The sequence below is a fragment of the Polymorphospora sp. NPDC051019 genome (assembly GCF_040683055.1).
GTDB lineage: Bacteria > Actinomycetota > Actinomycetes > Mycobacteriales > Micromonosporaceae > Polymorphospora > Polymorphospora lycopeni.
In genome coordinates, this window is sequence record NZ_JBFBCH010000016.1 from 106,563 (window position 1) to 125,236 (window position 18,674).

Consider the following 18,674-nt stretch of genomic DNA (forward strand, 5'->3'; position numbering starts at 1 on the left):
CGTTGAAGGAGTTTCGTTGTTTTCCCAGGTGTTTCCTGCCGCTGCCGGGTTCGGTGGCGGTGACAGATTCCTGCTTGGCCGTCGTTCGGGGGTCAGGCTTGATGTCAGGGTTGATGTCAGTCTTGGAGCGGACCCCCGGACTGACCCCCTGTTCCTTCTCACAGCGCAGGTCGACGCGGTTGTCAGCGCCTCCGGCTGGTCCTGCGACAGACCCTGCTGGTCTCGGGTCTCTCCCCCTGGGGAGCCCCACAGGCGTCGGCTGGGGGTGATGGCTCGTGGATGATCCGATCCTGCGGGTGCAGTCCCAGGTGACCGCCCGGGATCGGGTGCTGCTGGGCTGGTTGTACGACCACGGGGTGCTGACCTCGTTCCAGCTCGCCCACGCCCTGTTCCCGTCGTTGGACTTCTGTCAGCGTCGACTGCGCAAGCTGCACGGCTTGGGACTCGTGGCCCGGTTCCGGCCACAGCGTCCCGACGGCGGCTCGTACCCGTACCACTATGTCCTGGACCAGCGCGGTGCCGAGGTCGTCGCCGCGTACCGGGACGAGCGTCCGCCGAGGCGGGACCACGCCCGGGCGCAGCGGCGACGGTGGACGTCGAGCCGTAGCCTCGCGCACCGGCTCGGGGTGAACGGGTTCTTCACCGACCTGGCTGGCTACGCCCGCACCCACCCTGGCGCGGAGCTGGTGGAGTGGCTGCCGGAGGCGGCGTGCCTGCGCTCCGGTGCGTTCACCAGCCCGGACGATCCTGCGTTGGTGCGGGCGTATCAGCCGCGGGTCCGTCCGGACGGTTTCGGCCGCTGGGTCGAGGACGGTGTGGTGGTGCCGTTCTTCGTCGAGTACGACACCGGTGGCGAGCCGCTGTCGGTGCTGGTCGACAAGCTGGCCGGGTACCGGGATCTGTTCGACACGATCGGGCGGATGTGGCCGGTGCTGTTCTGGCTGCACTCGGCCGCCCGGGAGCGGAACCTGCGCCGCCTGCTGGCCGAGGCGCCGCCGTTGCCAGTCGCTACCGGTGCCCGCGACCACGCGACCTCGGCGGGACTGTGCCCGGCTGAGGCCGTCTGGGCGGCGCCCGGCGACGTGGGGGAGCGGCGGCGGCTGGTCGACCTGGCCGGGTACGTCGTCGCCCTCCGCGACCACCCAAAGGATCCGGCATGAGCCGCACGTCTCGGTGCAGCACCACGAGTCTGTTCCGCTGGCACCGGTCTGTCAGCGCCTCGCGGGTGGCGGCTGACAGACCGGTGAGAGGACCGGACGGTCCCGCCTGTGATGGGGGAGAGGTATCGTCCGCGCCGCCCGCCGTCCGGTCCACGGCCTGGTCCCGGTCCGCTCCCATAGCGGTCCCGAACCGGGGCGCGGGGACCGGCCGCCGCACGCGGGACCGGTCCGCTCCTGACCCGCGCGTGCCGGGGATGCTTCGGTCCGGGGAGGTGGTCCGCCACGGCCGCCTCGACATCTGACGACCGGGACGCCGGTCGGCGGTCCAGCCGCATTGAGGGCACGGTCCAGATCGTGATCATGCTCGCGATCGGTGGGGCGGCCGGCGCGGCGTCGTTCACCCACGTACGTGACGTCGCTGCCGCTCACGGACAGCCGGGCTGGTTGGCCTGGGCGGACGCGATTGTCCTGGAGTTGATGTCCATCGCCTCCGGGCTGGAGCTTCGCCGCCGTAAACGGGCCGGTAAGTCGACGGTGTTCCCGGCGACGGTGCTGGCCTGCGCGGTCACGCTGTCCCTGGCCGCGCAGGTGGTCGAGGCGGAGCCGTCACCGATCGGCTGGATTGCCGCCGCCGTACCCGCGCTCGGCTTCCTCGTCATGGTCAAGATCGCCCTCGGCTACGCCGACACAGCATCCGCCACCGAACCGACCGGTCCCGTCCGATCAGACGCACCTGCCGGAGACCGGCCCACCACCGACACCGCTCCACCGGACGGCCGGGACCCGTTCGCGGCACCGGTCCCGGTCCGAACCGTCGCCGATCGGACGGTCCACCAGCCGGGTCGGGACCGCCGTCCCAGCGGACCGGACCACCACAAGACCAACGGACCACCACAAGACCAACGGACCACCACACCAACGCCGACCCGTACGACGTGGACCGTCCCACGGCGGTACGGCCGGCCTCGACGAGTTACTTGCGGCCGCACGACGTGCCCGCGAACGACTCGCCGCCGAGGGGCGGCCGCTGACCCGCGCCGCCCTGGCCGAAGCCCTGCGCACGGCGGGGTTCCCGGTGTCGAACACCAGGGCATCGCACCTGCTGAAGCTCCTCAAAACCGAACAGCCGCCGGCGCCTGCCGCACCTGAGCCGGATCGGCCCGGTCCGGCAGCGGGCATCGCGCCGGCACCGCTCACCGATCCGTCCGTACGACACCCAGCCACTCCACATCCAGGAGACGCCACACCATGAGCGCCAACCCGATCCCGACCGACCACAACAACCCGACCACAGCACAACGGCCATCCGACGGGGTATGGACCGCCGAGCGGATTCGCGCGCTCGGCGCGGCCACCGACCTGCCGACCGCCGCGGCCGTACTCGGTATCAGCCGGTCCCAGGCGTACGGGCTGGTCGCCACCAACGCCTTCCCCACACCCGTCATCCGCGCCGGCAGCCGGATCATCGTCCCCGTCGCCGGCCTGCTCCGACTCCTCCTACTCGACAACCCCGACCCCGACGGCCAGCGACTTGATCCGCTCGGGGAGGCGAGCGTGGATGCAACGGACACGCCACCAGCGGACTACCGCCACCACCGCTGGCGGCACTACGCCGAGCACCCGGGAGACGATGAGTGAAGGGCACCACCTTCAAACGCTGCGGCTGCCGCGACGCCACCGGCCGGCGACTGGGGCAATCCTGCCCCCAGCTCCGCCGGGCCGGCGGCGCCTGGTCCCGCAACCACGGCAACTGGCACTGGCAGATCGAAATCCCCGCCCGCGCCGACGGCACCCGCCGCCCCCTACGCCAAGGCCCCCACCCAAGCCAAGCCGACGCCGAAGCCGTCCTCGACCGCATCCGGGCAGCCCTCACCGTCCCCGACCCCACCGACACCTACGCCACCACCAAAACCGGCGACCTCATCGAAACCGCCGTCAAGACCGGCGCACCCATCCCCACCCCCGACCAGATCCGCCGCGCCCTGCACCTCGACATCACCCCCACCGAACTACCCACCATGGAGACATACCTGCACAGCTGGCTGGCCGGGCGCAAGGGCATCAAGCAAGGCACCGTACGCACCTACGAAGCCCACATCCGCCTCTACCTGATCCCGTACCTCGGCCACCTACGCATCGACCGACTCCGCCCCGGCCACATCGACGCAATGTACGACGCCATCGACGAACGCAACACCACCATCAACACCCTGCGCGCCAGCCCCGACCCCGCCAAACGCGAACAGGTCAAAGGCCAACGCACCGTCGTACCCGCCACCATGCACCGCATCCGCGCCACCCTGCGCAAAGCCCTCAACGACGCCATCCGCCGCCACCGACTCATCGACATCAACCCCGCCACCATGATCGAACTACCCCGGGCCCGAGCCCCCAAGCCCACCATCTGGACCGACCAACGCATCAAGACCTGGCGCGACACCGGCAAGACCCCCAGCCGCGTCATGATCTGGACCCCCGAACACACCGGCCGATTCCTCGACCACACCCACGACGCCGGCGACCGCCTCTACGCCCTCTACCACCTCGTCACCTTCACCGGCCTCCGCCGAGGCGAAGCCTGCGGCCTGCACTGGGACGACCTCGACCTCGACAACCGCACCCTCACGGTCCGCTGGCAACTCGTCCAACTCGGCTGGGCCACCGCCATCGACACACCCAAAACCGCCGACAGCGAAGGAGCCGTAGCCCTCGACGCCGAAACCATCGCCGTCCTACGCGCCCACCGCACCCGGCAACACCGCGAACGTCTTGCCGCCGGCGAGACCTGGACCAAGTCGGGGCTGGTCTTCACCACCCCGACCGGCAACCCACTACACCCCGCCGACGTCACCGACCACTTCCACCACCTCGCCGCCCAAGCCGGCCTACCACCCATCCGACTCCACGACCTCCGCCACGGCGCCGCCACCATGGGCCTCGCCGCCGGAGTCCAAATGAAGGTCATCTCCAACCGACTACGCCACTCCAGCCCCCACTTCACCGCCAAGTACTACGGTGACGTCCTACCCGAGCTGTCCCACGCCGCCGCCGAAGCCACTGCATCGGTCGTCCCGCGCCAGCGTGGCTCGATAAGGCCGGCTTAGTGCCCGTTGAAGAACCAGGTCGGCGTGGCTGGGCTCGGTTGAGGGCGCAGGAATCCGAGTCGATCTCGGTGTGTCGCGCGGACACGTGGTAGGGCCTCCGGGTACGGCTGTGGTTGTCGAAGCCATGCCATCCCGAAGGCCCTACAGTGAGTTTCTACCTGGTCTGCGGCCAGGCCGTCGCCGCGCCCCCTGCCACCGCCCCGGAGCACCTGCCCACGGCCCGTCCACGCCGCTACCCGTCCGACACCACCGACACCGAGTGGCAGCTGATCGCCGCGTACCTGCCCACCGGCGGCACCGGCAATCGCGGCGGCCGTCCGGTCACCTACCCGCGTCGTGACATCGTCGACGCCATCCGCTACCTCGACCACAACAGCTGCGTATGGCGCGCACTACCGGTCGACTTCCCACCCTGGCCGACCGTCTACCACTACTTCCGCACCTGGACACGCGACGGCACCCTCACCCGCCCGCACAACGGCCTCCGCGAACAGGTCCGCACCGCCGAGGGCCGCAACACCACCCCGTCCGCGGCGATCATGGACTCGCAGTCCGTCCGCGCCGCCGACACCGTCGCCAGGACCAGCTGCGGCTACGACGCCGGCAAGAAGATCAACGGCCGCAAGCGTCACATCGTCGTGGACACCACCGGCCTGCTCCTGGTCATCCTGGTCACCACCGGCGCCGTGCAGGACCGCCACGCCGCCCGCCTGCTGCTGTGGGCCCTACACGGCTGTTTCACCCGCGTGGCCAGGGTCTGGGCCGACGCGGGCTACGCCGGCCAACTCGTCGACTGGGCCGCCGGCACGCTCGGCCTGACCGTCCAGATCGTGCGCAAGCTCGCCGACCAGGTCGGCTTCCAGGTCCTACACCGCAGATGGGTCGTCGAGAGAGTGCGCCGTGAGGCGCTGATTGATCGAGTGGAGGTGAGAGACCTTCGCCGCCGGGCTGTCGCAGCAGTTCGGTGAAGCTGGGGACAGCCTGACCCGGGAGGTGCCGGGGAGGGTGGCAAGCGGCCCCGACAACGCCGGGACGTGACCAGTACTGCCAGATGGCGCGGGTCCGGCAAGCGAGACGGAGAGGTATACGCGAGGAACCGGTGTCCGAAGACTCCTAACGATCCCTACCAGCTCGAACCTGGCGGATATGGGCTGGGTGCGGTGCGTCCTGGTCCTCTTCTTTCGGGACGGGGAACTCCTGCGGCTGCTGACGTTCGGCGGTCCGGGAGGCCACGGTGAAGTGCTGCGGGGTAGCCGTGGCGATGCCGCGGGGGTATAGCCGGGTGCCTACTTCGTCGAGCGATCAGTCAGTGAACACGGGAACTCTCCCGGCTTTGCCCGGTGTCGTTTCAGCCAGAGAGGACGCCTCGGGTTGGGTCCACCGTCGGCCGATCGGGTCGGGAGAGGGCGGAGCCGCCGTAGTACTCCGAGGCCGGGAGAGCCGGTCACATGGGGAAGGGCGGCAGCGAGATCGCAAGGGAGGTACTGCAATGCCCGAAGACACGGTGGTGGATACCGCCGTCACGTGGCCGACTCCGGAAGAGGCCTGGTCACGGGTACGGGGAATGCAGATCAAACTGCACCGTTGGGCGGCGGCCGACCGTGGTCGCCGGTTTGACGATGTCTGCAATTTCGTCAGCGACCCGGCCACGCTGGTCGTGGCCCTGCAACGGGTCGCCGGGAATGCCGGAGCCCGCACCGCCGGAGTGGACGGCATCACCGCTGTCCACGTGAGCATGGCCGGGCCCGAAGTGTTCCTGGCCCATGTCCGTTCCCTGCTGAAGACCGGCACGTTCCGGCCGCTGCCAGTACGGGAGAAGATGATCCCCAAGACCGGCGGGAAACTACGCCGGCTGGGGATACCGACCATCACGGACCGTGTGGTCCAGGCGGCACTGAAGCTGGTCCTGGAGCCCATCTTCGAGGCGGATTTCCAGCCTTGTTCGTATGGGTTCCGGCCGAACCGGCGTGCGCACGACGCGATCGCCGAGATCCATCATCTGGCCACCGCCGGTTACCGGTGGGTGCTGGACGCGGATATCGAGGCGTGCTTCGACCGTATCGACCATCCGGCCCTGATGGACCGGGTGCGAGCGCGGGTGAAGGACAAGCGGGTGCTCGCGCTGGTGAAGGCGTTCCTCAAAGCCGGGATCATGACCGAGCTCGGCGAGCGGAACGAGACCACGTCCGGCACACCCCAAGGAGGGATCCTCTCACCACTGCTGGCCAACATCGCGTTGTCAGTGCTCGACGAGTTCTTCGCCGAGCAGTGGGCCGCGATGGGCACCAACTGGCAGCGCAGGAAGCGACGCGACCGGGGGCTGGCGACGTGGCAGTTGGTCCGCTACGCCGACGACTTCCTCGTCCTGGTCCACGGCACCGAGCAACACGTCGAGGACCTGCGCGACCAGGTGAGCACCGTCCTGGCCACGATGGGCCTACGCCTGTCACCGGCCAAGACCAGGATCACCCACCTTGTCGACGGGGTCGACTTCCTCGGCTTCCACATCGTCTGGAAGCGAAAACGAGGAACGGACAAGTGGCATGTCTACACGTTCATCGCCGACAAGCCGGTCCAGGCGCTGAAACGGAAGATCAAGTCACTGACCCGCCGGTTGTCGCACCTGAGCTACCGGGAAACGCTGGTCAGGATCAACTACATCCAGCGTGGATGGGCCAACTACTTCAAGCACGCGGTCGCCAAGCACACCTTCTCCCACCTGCAGAACTTCATCTGGTGGCGAATGATCAACTGGGTGATGCGCCGCAACCGCATGACGTGGAGGGCCGTCCGGCGATGGCTGCGCACCCCGCAAGGGTGGCGGCCGATCGCCTTCGACGGGGTCGAACTGTTCAAGATCGCGAAGGTCCCCGTGACCCGATACCGCTATCGCGGCAGCAAGATCCCGAACCCCTGGCAGCCCACACCGACAAGTCCCGTCCCAACGGCATGACCTCGTGGAGAGCCCGGTGCGGTGAGAGTCGCACGCCGGGTTCGGCGGGCGGGTCCGGGAAACGGACCTGGAGCAATCCAGGCACCGCGCCCGGACCCGACCCAACACACTGTCCTGGATCACCCGCTGCCGCCGCACCGTCCGCGACTACGAACGCCATCCCGCACACCACGCCGCGATGGTCCAATGGGCCATGATCATCGTGATGACCCGACGCCTGGCCAGATACCACCACACCGGCCGACTCCACACCGCCACCCACCCACGCTGACCAGGTTCTTCAACGGGCACTTAGAGTTAGGTCATGGACGACAGGCCCCATGTGACTCCCGCACCCCGGCGGCGTGGTGGCCCGGTTCGGGTATGGGTTAGCATCGATGCTAGTGGGCGGCCAGCCGTATCCTTCGAGCCGTTGCCTGGCGCAGTGGCGATCATGGTTCCTATGCCCGGAGACATTGAGAAGTTGCTGGAGCTTCACGGATCCGTCGCCACAACCATGAGGGCAGTGGCGGACGTCGATAACAACCGCGATGCCGTGCGGATACTGCGTGACCGCGTTCAGGTCGAGCGTCGAAAGAAGCGAGACGACCAAGTGCCAACCGGGCAGGAAGTTCGGAGCGCATCCGCGCGCTGGCGGCAGGAACCGGCCCGAGATCTGCAGCGTGAGTATCCAGCTGAGACCACCGAGAGCGTACAGGCTCGGCCGATTGGACAACCGGACAGCAACCGCAGGCGTCACTGAGTTCTTCGCTGACGATGCCACCTCCGCCCGAGGGCCTCGACAGTCCCAGGCTGACGTGTGGCGTACGAATCATAGCTTGTTCTTCAACGTGTGGAGAGGCGTTGCTTCATCGATCCTGTGTGGACTCGGCGTGTCGTGGCCGTGTAGGAAGGCCACCGTCTGATGATCCTCGCGTTCCCTGCAAGGACGCGAAGAAGGACGGTGGCCGTGGCCACGATTCTGGACTACCTGGGTGGGATGCTGCCAATTGACACGCCCAGTGCCGTGAACGTGGTGGTCGAGCGGCCGGTCGCGGATGCGGCGGTGGGGTTGGCCGCGTTCCGGCGGGAGTTCTACCGGTGTCTGACCCGTCGGGCGGATGCGTTGTTCGAGTTGGTCGACGCCGCGTTGTGCGCGGACGGGCCGGTGGGTTCGTTGGTGGGGCTGTCGCTGGTGGGTGAGCATCGGCGTGGTCACGGGTCGTTGTACGCGGCGTTGAACCGCGGTCGGGTCGATGTCGACCGGCTGCGGACCGCTGTGGCCGCGGTGCCGGTGCCCCGGGCCGCCGATGGTCGGATCGTGCTCGCGGTGGACGTGACGTGCTGGCTGGGGCCGGAGGCCCACACCTGTCCGCAACGGGTGCTGTGTCACACCTACGGCCGTGGCAAGGACACCCACATCATGGTTCCGGGATGGCCGTACTCGCTGGTCACCGCTTTGGAGACCGGCCGCAGCTCGTGGACGGCACCGCTGGACGTCCGCCGCCTGGCCCCGGGGGACGATGCCGCCACGGTCACCGCCGATCAACTACGCGACGTGGTGCGACGGCTGATCACGGCCGGGCAGTGGCAGCCCGGGGATCCGGACATGTGGGTGGTCGCGGACGCCGGCTACGACGGTCCCCGACTGGCGTTCCTGCTGGCTGATCTGCCGGTGCGGGTCCTGGTGAGAATGCGCTCCGACCGGGTACTACGCCGCCGCGCCCCAGTCGAGCGGACCGGTAACGGCCGGCCACCCAGACACGGCGGCGAGTTCGTCTTCGGTGACCCGGCCAGTTGGGGCGACCCGGACGCGGTCACCATCACCGACACCCGCCTCTACGGCACCGCGACGGTTCGGGCCTGGCACGCGTTGCATCCCCGGTTGACCCACCGCACCGCCTGGACCAGCCACACCGGCACGCTGCCGATCATCGAGGGCACCGTGGTCCTGCTGACCGTCGACCGGCTCCCGTCGGGCGCCACCCCGAAGCCGGTCTGGCTCTGGTGGTCTCACCCGGAGCCAAGTAGCAGCGAGGTCGGCCTGATCTGGCAGGCGTTCCTGCGCCGTTTCGATATCGAGCACACGTTCCGGATGCTCAAACAGACCATGGGCTGGACCAGTCCGAAACTACGCGACCCGGCAGCCGCCGACCGCTGGACCTGGCTCGTCCTGGCCGCCTACACCCAGCTACGCCTCGCCCGCTCCGCCGTCGCCGACCTCCGCCGGCCCTGGGAACGCCCGGCCCCGCCCGAGCGGCTCACCCCGGCCCGCGTCCGGCGAGGGTTTCGGAACCTGCGCGGCAAAGCCGGTAACCCCGCCAGCGCGCCGAAACCCTCCCGACCAGGCCCGGGCCGGCCACCCGGCCAACGCAACCACCGCCCAGCGACCCGCCACGACGTCCACATCGTCACCAGCACAAAACCGGCCAACACACCGAAGAGACCGAAGAAAACGGCCAACCCCACACCACGCCGCACGGGTTAAAGATCAAGATAGGGTTCGTGGAAACTGTATCGGCCAAGGTTTGGACAGGCGCTGACACCGAAAACCGGGCGCTGGCGCCACGTGTGTCTTCCCGTTTCATTTGGCCGTCCGAGAGGGCGGGGGTGGGTGCTCGCCGGGTGCTCAGGCGCCGTGGACGGGGTCGTACTTGTGTGGACCGGACGGGACACCGTCTCGAAGAACCAGGGGACTGGCAGGGAACAAATGGACTCCCGCGGCCCGGTTGGACCCGTTGAGTCGATCACGACTGCGCTCTTAATCCGCGGGTTCGGGTCCCTGGCGGCGCACCAACAATCAAGGCTATGACCTGGGATTTTAAACCAGATCAGAGTCGTTTTCGTGTTTGGGTTCGGGGGCGGGTTCGCGGTTCTGGCTGCTGCGGCTGGCCTCCTGTCGGCGCTCCGACTCCGTCGATGGTGACGCAGGGGAGCTGGTTCTTGTGGGTACGGTGGCGCCGCGTGTTCGCCTACCCCGACGGCCAACTCGCCGACGGCATCACTGGACGCGACCCCCGACGAATTGACGAGACGACCACTGAGCTGACAGCTGAGCCCCGCCTGGATCACGGGTTCGTCGATGCGTGTCGCGTGCGCTCGGTGTCCTCGACGTCACCTCGAGGCGGCCAGGTCGGCGAGGAGCGCGTCGAGGACCAGTTCCTCCTCGACGCGCGCACCGTGCCGGCGCATGAGCCGGGTCAGATCGGCGTCCCAGCCGGCCTCGACCGGCTGGCCCGTCAGCGTCCCCGGCGTGGCGTCCGCGACCGCGGCCCGGTACGCCGCGGCGTCGTACCGCCAGGGCTGCCACGGGACACGCGACCGCAACAGGTTGGCGATCCGCAGGCCGCCCCAGTCGAAGTCGCCGTGGTAGGACAGCTGTGCGCCGCCGGCCGCGAGCGCGGCCAACAGCCGCAGCGCCGCCGTGCTCGGCTGCCCGTTGACGCAGACCAACGGCGGGCACGCCGGACCGAGCCGGTCGGCCGCGGCGGCCAGCACCGTGGGGTTCTCGCAGACGTGGACGTCGCCAGCCGGAAAGCTCGGTCGCTCGCGGCCGAGTTGACGCAGGGTCAGCACGAGCGGTTCGCCGGTCATGGCGGCCGGCGCGGTGAAGGCGTGCAACCGGTTGCCAGGGATCGCCGTCACGTTGAGCACCAGGACCGTCGACGACAGCTCGTCGACGAGCACGCCGGCGCTGTCCCACAGCGCCCGCCGCCGCTCGGCCGGGGAGGTCGGTTCGTCGTCGCCGGGCCACCAGACGGCTCGTACGGCCGACAGCACGAGGGTGGCCAGCGGGCGGTCGGAGTCGAGGGCGTGGGCGTCGCCCGTCGCCCGTACGGCGAGCCGGGCCAGGGGAACCCCGTCGGCGGGCAACGAAGCCAGGACTTCGACGAGATCTTCGGCGAGCCGGCCCGCCACGGCCGGCGTACCGGACAGCCGGCGCAGCAGCGTGCCCGTCCCGCGATCGGCGCACCAGTCGGCCAGTTCCGTCCGGTACCGGCCGAGCCGCTCCAGCGGGGCCGCCGCGGTACGCCAGGCGGCCGCCTCGGCGGCGCGGATCTCCGCGCTCACCGGCACCGGCCCGGTGAGCCGTTCGACGGCGGCGGCCAGCCCGTCCGGGTGCATGCCGCTCCGACGGACCACCTGGTCGAGGTCGTCGAGGCTGATCGTCACGGAGGTGCCCCGCCCGGGCCGCCGCCCCAGCAGCCGTTGCACCGCCAACCGTTCGGCCGGCGTCGGCTGGCTGAGCGAGAGCGTGCCGGTCAGCGGCTGACCGCGGGCCATTCGCTGCCGTAGCCGCTGGACAAGCCGTTCGGTGTCGGCCCCGCCGAGTTGGCGGCGCAACCGCTCGACGTCCGGTTCGGTCACTCGGTGGCCCACAGGTCGGGTTGCGCCGAGGCGCCCGGCCCGGCGGCGTCGTCCGGTTCGCCGTCGGGGTGTGACGTCCGCTGGTGCGGCAGCGGAACGTCGACGCGGCGCAGCCGGTGCCGTTCCCGCCCGTCCCACCGCCACGGGGTGACCAGCACGGCGTCGATGCCGTCGTGCCGGGCCAACTGTGCGATGCCGAGACCCGGCACCTGCGGATAACAGCCCCACTCCCGCTCGCTGGTCATCACCACGTCCAGGTCGAAGGTGGCGAGCAGCCCGAGACACTTGGCCCGAGAGTCGTCGTCCACCCCGGCGAACGCTTCATCGAGGGCGATCAGGCGCGGCGCGTACGGGTTGCCCGCCGAACCGTAGTACGAGGAGGCGGCGGCGAACAGCGGGATGCTGGCGGCCAGCACCCGTTCACCGCCGGAGGCGGGACCGGTGGCCGGACGCCACTGCCCGTCCTGGTGGCGCTGGATCGCGAACTCGTGCCAGGCGCGGTAGTCGAGCGCCCGGGTGAGCTGTTCGTGCCAGGTGGCCGCCTCGTCGCGCAACCGTTCCCGCCCGATCTGCTCCTGCAGGAAGGCGCCGATCGCCCTCCGGTCCTCGTCGTTCCACACGTCGGTGCTCTGCCGCAGCTGCCGGGCGCGCAGCTCGGCGAGGCCCGGCGGGGCGTCCCGGGTGGGCCGCCACAACAGCCGTAGCCGCATGCCGGTGGAGGTGGGCCGCTCCTCCAGCTCGCCGTTCATCGTCGCCACCTGTTGTTCCGCTCCGGCGACGAGTTCCTGGAGTGCCCCGGCGACCTCGTTGACGAGGTGGGTCTCCAGCACCTCCCGCTCGTGGGCGGAGAGCACCCGCTGTCGTTCCTCGATCTCGGTGACCAACGCGGCGGACAGTTCCGCGACGGAGCGGTTGTGGCCCTGGAAGATCACCTCCACGATCATGGTGTCCTCGCGGACGGCGGGCAGCACCTGGTGGCCGTGCCGGGACAGGCTGTCGGTGAGGACCTTCATGTCCAGGCTCACCTGCTGTTGGACGCGTTCCCAGGAGCGGTCGGCATCGTCGACGTCGGCGAGCAGTCGATCGACACCCCTGGCCACGAGCACGGCCGGCGTCGTCGCCCACGGCTGTCGCGGATCCGGGACCTCCTGGTCCGGGCAGGCCAGTCCGATCAGGCCGGTGCCGGCGAAGGCCCGCAGCACCTCGACGGCGGCGTCCCGCGACCGGGTTGCCTCGTCGAGTTCCTCGGTCAGCCGGGTACGTCGCCCGTTGGCGTCGCCCCGGGCGTCCCGGGCGTCGCGTTCTCGCTGCTGGGTCTCGTGGCGCTCCCGCTGGCACGTCTTCTCGGCGCCGGCCACCTCGCGGATTTCGCGTTCCAACTCGGCGACGGACGCTCCGGCGGTCGCGTCGAGCGTCTCGAACTCCGTCCGGGCCAGCCGGGCCTGCTCGGCCGCCTCGGCCGCCTCGATCGCGGCCGGTTCGAGCCGGTCCAGCCGTTCCTCGTACGCCCGCCACGCCTCGTCGCGGCGCCGCGCCGCGCCGCGTACCCCGGTCAGGGTGGGCCACCAGGCGGCGAGCGTCACCTGGTAGTCCTGGAGACCGTCCCGGGCCGCGGCCAACTCGTCGACGTCGTACGGCAGGCCCACGTCAGCGGCGAACTCGGTTGCCTCGTCCAGCGCCGTCTGGGCGGCACTGACCTCCTCACGCAGGCTCGCCGTCGCCTCGTCGCGCTTGCCGATCGTGTCCCGGCGCAGCTGGTGGGCGCCGCGCACCAGGGTGTGCGCCTCGCGCAGCGGCTGATCTGTCGGGAGACCTTCCGCCTCCCGGCCGACCCGTCGCCGGCGCTCGTCCAGTGTGGAGCGCTGCTCGGCGAGGTCGGCTGCCACCACGGCCAGTTCGTCGGCCTCCTGGCGCAGCGCGGCGACCCGTGCCCGGCGGGCCGCCTCCCGGGCGCCTTCGCCGATGTGCTCCGCGTCCGCTTTCGTCCACCGCCCGGTGACGACGCCGATGCCGAAGCCGCCGTCGGTGCTGACCCAGGTGTCCGCCCCAGAGTCCGCGCCGAGGCCGATGGCGGCGAGTACGGCGGTCACGGTCCGCTCGGTCAGCGCGGCGGCGTGCGGGTCGGCCACGTCGATGGCCGGCCGCAACAGTGTCCCGAGGTTCGTGCCCACCTCGACGGTGGGCCGCAGCACCGCGTCTCCGCTGGCCGGATTCCGCACCGTGCCGTCCGGGTCGACCCACGCGTCGAGCACCCCGGCCGCCTCCAGCGCCGCCTCGATGCCGGCGCGGGCGACGGGTGGCACGTCGGAGGCGAAGTCGACGACGCGCCACAGCGGAGCGCCCGGCCGGCCGAAGCGTGCCTGCGGGGAGCGGGTGTGCGATGTCGGCGGCGGCTGGTGCGCCCCGTCGGTCAGCCGGCGCAGTTCGTCGTCGATCTCCCCGGTCCGTTCTGCCACCTGGCGCTGCTCGGCCTCCACGGCCGCGTCGGCCCGGGCGATCGCCTCGGCAGCTGACCGACCGGCCGCGGTGACCTCCCGGCTGGCCGGATTGTCCCCGTCCAGGGTGGTCACCCAGGATTCGAGCCCGGTCAGCACCGCCTCCGGGTCCGCGACCGGCAGCTCGACCAGTCCGGTCAGATACTCCCCGGTCCGCCGGACCAGCGCCTGACCCCGTTCGACCGCCACGGCCTCCGCGTCGGTGATCGCCTCGTCGGCCGCAGCCAGTTCGGTGTCCAGCCGGTCAACCTCCCCCCGGGCCTGGTCGGCCCGGCTCCGCGCCGCGTCGGCGGCGGCCCGGAGCCGGTCGAGGGTACGCAGCGCGGCCCGCCGCGCTGCGATCAGCTCGTCGGCGGCGCGGCGCGCCTCGTCCAGCCCGCCGGGGGAGCCGCCCGGTTCGTCCCCCAGGGCGGCGAGCACCCGGTCGCGGTGCCGGTCGGCGATCCGCGCCGTCGTCGTGCTCTGCGCGACCCTGGTACGCGCCGCGTCCTCGGCTACTTCGGCCGCACCCAGCTCCTCGGCCAACTGCTCGACGGTACGCCGGGTACGTGTCACGTCCGCCTCGATGTCGCGCAGGCGTTCCGCCTGACGGTCGGCGAACGTGGCCCGCTGACCTGCCGCCTCTCGCAGCCGGCGCAGGTGCTCGGCGGTCCGCGCCTCGGGGCTCTCCGTCAGCGCCCGTCGGCGCGCGGTCAGCTCGGTCATCCGTGCGTCCAGCTCCACCAGGCGGGCTTCGGCCTGCCGTACCCGCTCGTCGGCCTGCTCGTATGCCCGCTGCGCCTCGCCGAGATCGCGGCCCAGCTGCTCGTACCGGCTGTGCTGCTGCCGCAGCATTGCGGCCTTGCGTCTCGTCGCGATGCGCGCGTACTGCCGGTAGCGGGTGAGGAAGTTGTCGCCGGCCTTCTTCGTCTCCCGTAGTTCGGTCAGGGTCTCCCGCTCGTCGTCGAGACCGCGGAACGCCTCCGCCACCTGGGTGATCAGGTTCTCGTCCAGCGGCGGCAGCGCGTCGCTGAGCGCCCGGGACAGGCTCTTCTCGTCCGGGCGCTTCGACAACTGCGGCTGCCGCAGCCTGATCAGCAGGGACACCAGCGCGTCGTACCGGTTGCCCAGGCCGAACAGCGCCTCGTCGACTGCCCGTCGGTAGTCGACGGCCCGTTCGTAGACCATCCCCGCCGGACCGATCGCGTCGCGCAGCCGGTCCCTCGTCAACGCCGTGCCGGTGGCGGTCAGCAGCTGGAGGTCCGCGCCGACCCGTTGACCGGTGACGAAGTACCAGTGCCGGGCGATTCCGCGCCCGGCCACCGCCTTCAGGCCGCAGCCCACGGTCAGAAAGCGGGGGGTGCCGTCGACATCCCGGCGACCGAACTCCAGCCAGGTGTAGCCGGTCCGCTCCGGATGCGGGTGCCGCCCGCCGAGCAACAGGTTCCACTCCATCCGCTTGTGCGGATCCCCATCGGGCTCCACCCGGTACGGCGCGAGTTCGCCGTCCAGCAGGAACGGCACCGTCAACGCGAGGACCTTCGACTTGCCCGTACCGTTGTTGCCCCGCAGCAGCAGGCTGCCGCCGTGGAAGTGGAACTCCTCCCGGTCGTAGTAGAAGATGTCGACCAACCCTGCCCGCAGCGGCTGCCACCGTTCCCGGTCCGGCACCGGGAGTTCCCAGCCGGATGTCGACATCGATGCGGGGGCGGCGGCAGCGGCGGTCACGGTGACGGTTGCTTCCTCTGGTCGGTGGATCGTGTCGGTGGTACGCGTCGGTCAGCGGGCGGAGGCCCTGGTTTCCCGGAGGGTCGGCTCCGCCAAGGCATAGCGCGCGATCGCCGGACGGGCGACGACCAGCGGGTCGTCGGCCGGTTCGACGCAGACCAGCTTGAGCGCGCGCAGTGCGTCCAGTGCCGTGGCGACCAGTTCCACCTCCGCCCCAGGATCGGTGGCGTGCTTGCGCCAGTACGACCGGTGCTGGCGCGCCAACTCGCGGGTGTGCCGGTGCAGCTCGCTTACCCGCAGCCCGCCCCCGCCGGCCGCTGAGATCCGCTCCGCCAGCAGCAGCGTCAGGTGGCTCTGCATTCCCTCGGCCGGCATCCGGACATCCGTAAGCTCGTCGGCCGGGTCGACCATCGCGACGCCCTCGGCCCGTACCTCGCCGACCAGCCCGGTCAACTGGGTGATCCGGTTCAGGATGGCGAACCGCTGACTGGTCAGGTAGGCGAACTCGGCCTCGGTCAGCTCGTCGTAGTACACCACCGGCTGTTCGAGCAGCAGCCGGGTGAGCCGGTGCCGTAGCGTCCGGTTGCGGGCGTCCTCCACGTCCGGTACGACCTCGACGGTCAGTGCCGCCAGCCGGTCGGCGGGCGCCGGGGCACCGACCATCGACGGGCCGCGGGTGCTGGCCAGCAGCCCGGCGATCACCCGCCGGTTCACGTCGTAGAGCACGTCCCCGCTCGTGCCGAGGTAGGCATCCTCGTCGCCGGCCACTCGACGCAGCACCCCCCAGTGCAGCAGCAACCGCACCACGGCCACCATGTCGGCCCGGCGCTCCCGCCGGTCCAGGGTGAACGTGAAACCGGTGGCGGCCAGCGTCGGGTCAGCGGCGGCCAGGACCACGTCCTCCGCCAGCCGGCCCAGGGTGATCTGCCCGTCGGCGCGTTCCAGCGCGGCCAGGGCGAGGCAGGCCAGCACGTACCGTTGCCGGGAAAATGGGGTCCTGGCCTTCGGATCACGGGCCGGATGCGTGTGGTCGTACGGGTCCGCGGTCAGCTTCATCAGCCGGATCGTCTGCGCGTCGGCGGTCAGCCGCCAACCCGTCTCCCGGTCGAACCACTCCCGCAACTCCGACGTGTACGTCCGGACCAGCCGGAACTCCTCGTCCGGAGTCAGCCCGGCGACCAGCAGCGGGCGGGACAGCAGCAGCCGGGCGGCCCGCTGCGACCGGCCCAAGTCGCCCTCGGCAGACTCTCGGGCCCTCATCCGGCCACCTCGACCGGGGCGAGGTCGATGATCTCGACGAGATGCTCCGGGCCGGTGAGTACCCCGTCGGCGGTGACGATCCGCACGGGGGGTGCCCCGTCGACGCGGACGAGGCGTATCCACAGGGTGCCGTCGGAGGTGGTGGTGGTCACCTCCGACACGTCCGGCCGCCGGGCGGCCAGCGCGTCCCCCAGCAACTGGAGGAAGAGCCGGAACTCGGCGGTGTCCAGTTCACCGAGGCGGGAGAGCATGACGGGGCCGGAGGTGACCAACGACGACCGGGCCCGTGCCGTTTGCGCTGTCTCCCGCTCGGCGCGTTCGGCGAGCAGCCGTCGCTGCTCGGACCGGTCCAGGACCCGGGCCGGCGAACCCCGCCGCTCGTACGACCCGGTCTTGCGTAGTCGGGGACTGATCTCCAGCCGGGGCGCCTGCGCCCACGGTGTCGCCGCCGGCACCGGCCGTTGCTCGACCGCGGCCAGGGTTTCCGCCGTGACGGTCAGGTGACGAACCGGGGAGAGGCCGAACGCGGTGTGCCACAACCGGTGCGCGGACTCGTCGTCGGGGGCCTGCGCGAACCACAGCGCCAGGCAGCGGAAGTCGGCCGACCGGTCCGACCGGCCGGCCCGGCGCTCGTTGATCGCCGCGACCGCGCCGAGTAGCTGTCGGATCGCGTTGATCGCGGCAGTGCGCAGCAGCCGCGCCTGGGACTGTCGGCTGGAGTCGCCGCTGACGAACCAGTCCCGTAGTCCGTTCCAGCGTTGCTGCCAGGCAACCCGTGCCTGCCGTACAACCTGGTCGTCCGCGTCGTCGCCGGGCGCGGCGTCAGCCGCCTCCCTACGGGCCACGGTGTCCAGCAGTGGGTGCACCCCGGTCGCCTCGATCTTGTGGGCCAGGTTGGCGATCTCCGCGCCCCGGTTGGCGAGATCGGCGATGAACCGCTCGATATACGCGATCAGCTGTTCCTTGTACGCGAGAAAGGCCGCCACGTCCGCGTCGGCGAAGTCGACGGCCCGCCGCAGCGACGCCATGAACGCCTGCGCGTTGTCCGCCAGCCCGGTGAACCGGTCGACCAAGCTCATCATCAACAGATGAGTCTTCGCCGGGTCGGGCGAGGACCCGGCCGCAGCCTCGGCGGCGATCCCCAGCAGAGCGCGCAACTGGTCGGCGATGTCGGACAGCGCGACCGACTGCAGGGCGCCGCGCCGGCCGATCGCCTCCTCGTAAGTGGCGATCGCCTGCTCGGCGGCGTGTCCGTGCGCGCTCAATTGATAGAGGTAGCGGGCGCGATGGAAATCCTCCACCGTGGTGACCCGTCCGGTGTCCGGGTCGGCACGCAGATTGCCCCATTCGGCGAGCTGTGCCAGCGCCGCCGAGACGCTCTCCAGCGACGCCCCGGTGCCGATCTCGGCCAGTACGTCCTCGGGACGCAGGTGCACGGTGAAGCGACGCTTTGCCCGAACGAAGGCGTTCAGCACGTCCCGGTACAGCCTGACGTTCTGTGCCTGCAGGTGCGCGAACGGCTGGGCCGCAGGAGCGGTGCCGGTGGACATTCACCCATCATCGCAGAGCCCTCCGCGGCGACCCTTCGGCGCTGCATGTGAGCCTGCACCTCGCGACCAGGCCGTGGCGCTCGGTCCCGACCGCGCCT

The 18,674-nt window shown here is 70.6% G+C and carries 11 protein-coding genes; 7 read left to right on the forward strand and 4 right to left on the reverse strand.

What is annotated here, in order from left to right:
* Nucleotides 1-275: 275 nt before the first annotated feature.
* From AB0M79_RS25325 to AB0M79_RS25355, 7 genes are all read left to right on the forward strand, one after another.
* Entirely contained in the window at nt 276-1,160 is an 885-nt protein-coding gene (locus tag AB0M79_RS25325; protein WP_364218002.1) for a replication-relaxation family protein, read from the forward strand.
* Nucleotides 1,161-1,520: 360 nt separating this feature from the next.
* Nucleotides 1,521-2,309, forward strand: a complete 789-nt coding sequence (locus AB0M79_RS25330; protein ID WP_364218154.1) for a DUF2637 domain-containing protein — start codon at nt 1,521-1,523, stop codon at nt 2,307-2,309.
* A 99-nt stretch (nt 2,310-2,408) separates the two neighbouring features.
* Entirely contained in the window at nt 2,409-2,798 is a 390-nt protein-coding gene (locus tag AB0M79_RS25335) for a hypothetical protein (RefSeq protein ID WP_364218004.1), read from the forward strand.
* Nucleotides 2,795-4,264, forward strand: a complete 1,470-nt coding sequence (locus AB0M79_RS25340) for a tyrosine-type recombinase/integrase (protein WP_364218006.1) — start codon at nt 2,795-2,797, stop codon at nt 4,262-4,264. The genes AB0M79_RS25335 and AB0M79_RS25340 overlap by 4 nt, the downstream gene beginning before the upstream one ends.
* 146 nt (nt 4,265-4,410) lie before the next feature.
* Nucleotides 4,411-5,232: an IS5 family transposase gene (locus AB0M79_RS25345; protein WP_364218008.1), complete on the forward strand. Its 822-nt coding sequence runs from the start codon at nt 4,411-4,413 to the stop codon at nt 5,230-5,232.
* Between the two features lie 521 nt (nt 5,233-5,753).
* On the forward strand, nt 5,754-7,217 hold the full coding sequence (gene ltrA, locus AB0M79_RS25350; RefSeq protein ID WP_364218010.1) for a group II intron reverse transcriptase/maturase: 1,464 nt from the start codon (nt 5,754-5,756) through the stop codon (nt 7,215-7,217).
* Nucleotides 7,218-8,223: 1,006 nt separating this feature from the next.
* Nucleotides 8,224-9,684 carry an NF041680 family putative transposase gene (locus AB0M79_RS25355; protein WP_364218156.1) on the forward strand — a complete coding sequence of 487 codons (1,461 nt, stop codon included), beginning with the start codon at nt 8,224-8,226 and terminating at the stop codon, nt 9,682-9,684.
* Nucleotides 9,685-10,310: 626 nt separating this feature from the next.
* On the opposite strand, the gene AB0M79_RS25360 is transcribed toward AB0M79_RS25355, so the two are convergent.
* From AB0M79_RS25360 to AB0M79_RS25375, 4 genes are read right to left on the reverse strand one after another with little or no spacing between them, the layout of a single operon-like run.
* Nucleotides 10,311-11,564 (reverse strand): TIGR02679 family protein, encoded by a 1,254-nt coding sequence (locus AB0M79_RS25360; RefSeq protein WP_364218012.1) that lies wholly within the window; start codon nt 11,562-11,564, stop codon nt 10,311-10,313.
* Nucleotides 11,561-15,766 carry a TIGR02680 family protein gene (locus AB0M79_RS25365; protein ID WP_364218014.1) on the reverse strand — a complete coding sequence of 1,402 codons (4,206 nt, stop codon included), beginning with the start codon at nt 15,764-15,766 and terminating at the stop codon, nt 11,561-11,563. The genes AB0M79_RS25360 and AB0M79_RS25365 overlap by 4 nt, the downstream gene beginning before the upstream one ends.
* Nucleotides 15,767-15,817: 51 nt before the next feature.
* Nucleotides 15,818-17,026 (reverse strand): TIGR02678 family protein, encoded by a 1,209-nt coding sequence (locus AB0M79_RS25370; RefSeq protein ID WP_364218016.1) that lies wholly within the window; start codon nt 17,024-17,026, stop codon nt 15,818-15,820.
* The gene (locus AB0M79_RS25375) at nt 17,023-18,576 is read right to left on the reverse strand and encodes a TIGR02677 family protein (RefSeq protein WP_364218018.1); all 1,554 of its coding nucleotides are present in this window, start codon (nt 18,574-18,576) and stop codon (nt 17,023-17,025) included. The genes AB0M79_RS25370 and AB0M79_RS25375 overlap by 4 nt, the downstream gene beginning before the upstream one ends.
* Nucleotides 18,577-18,674 lie beyond the last annotated feature (98 nt).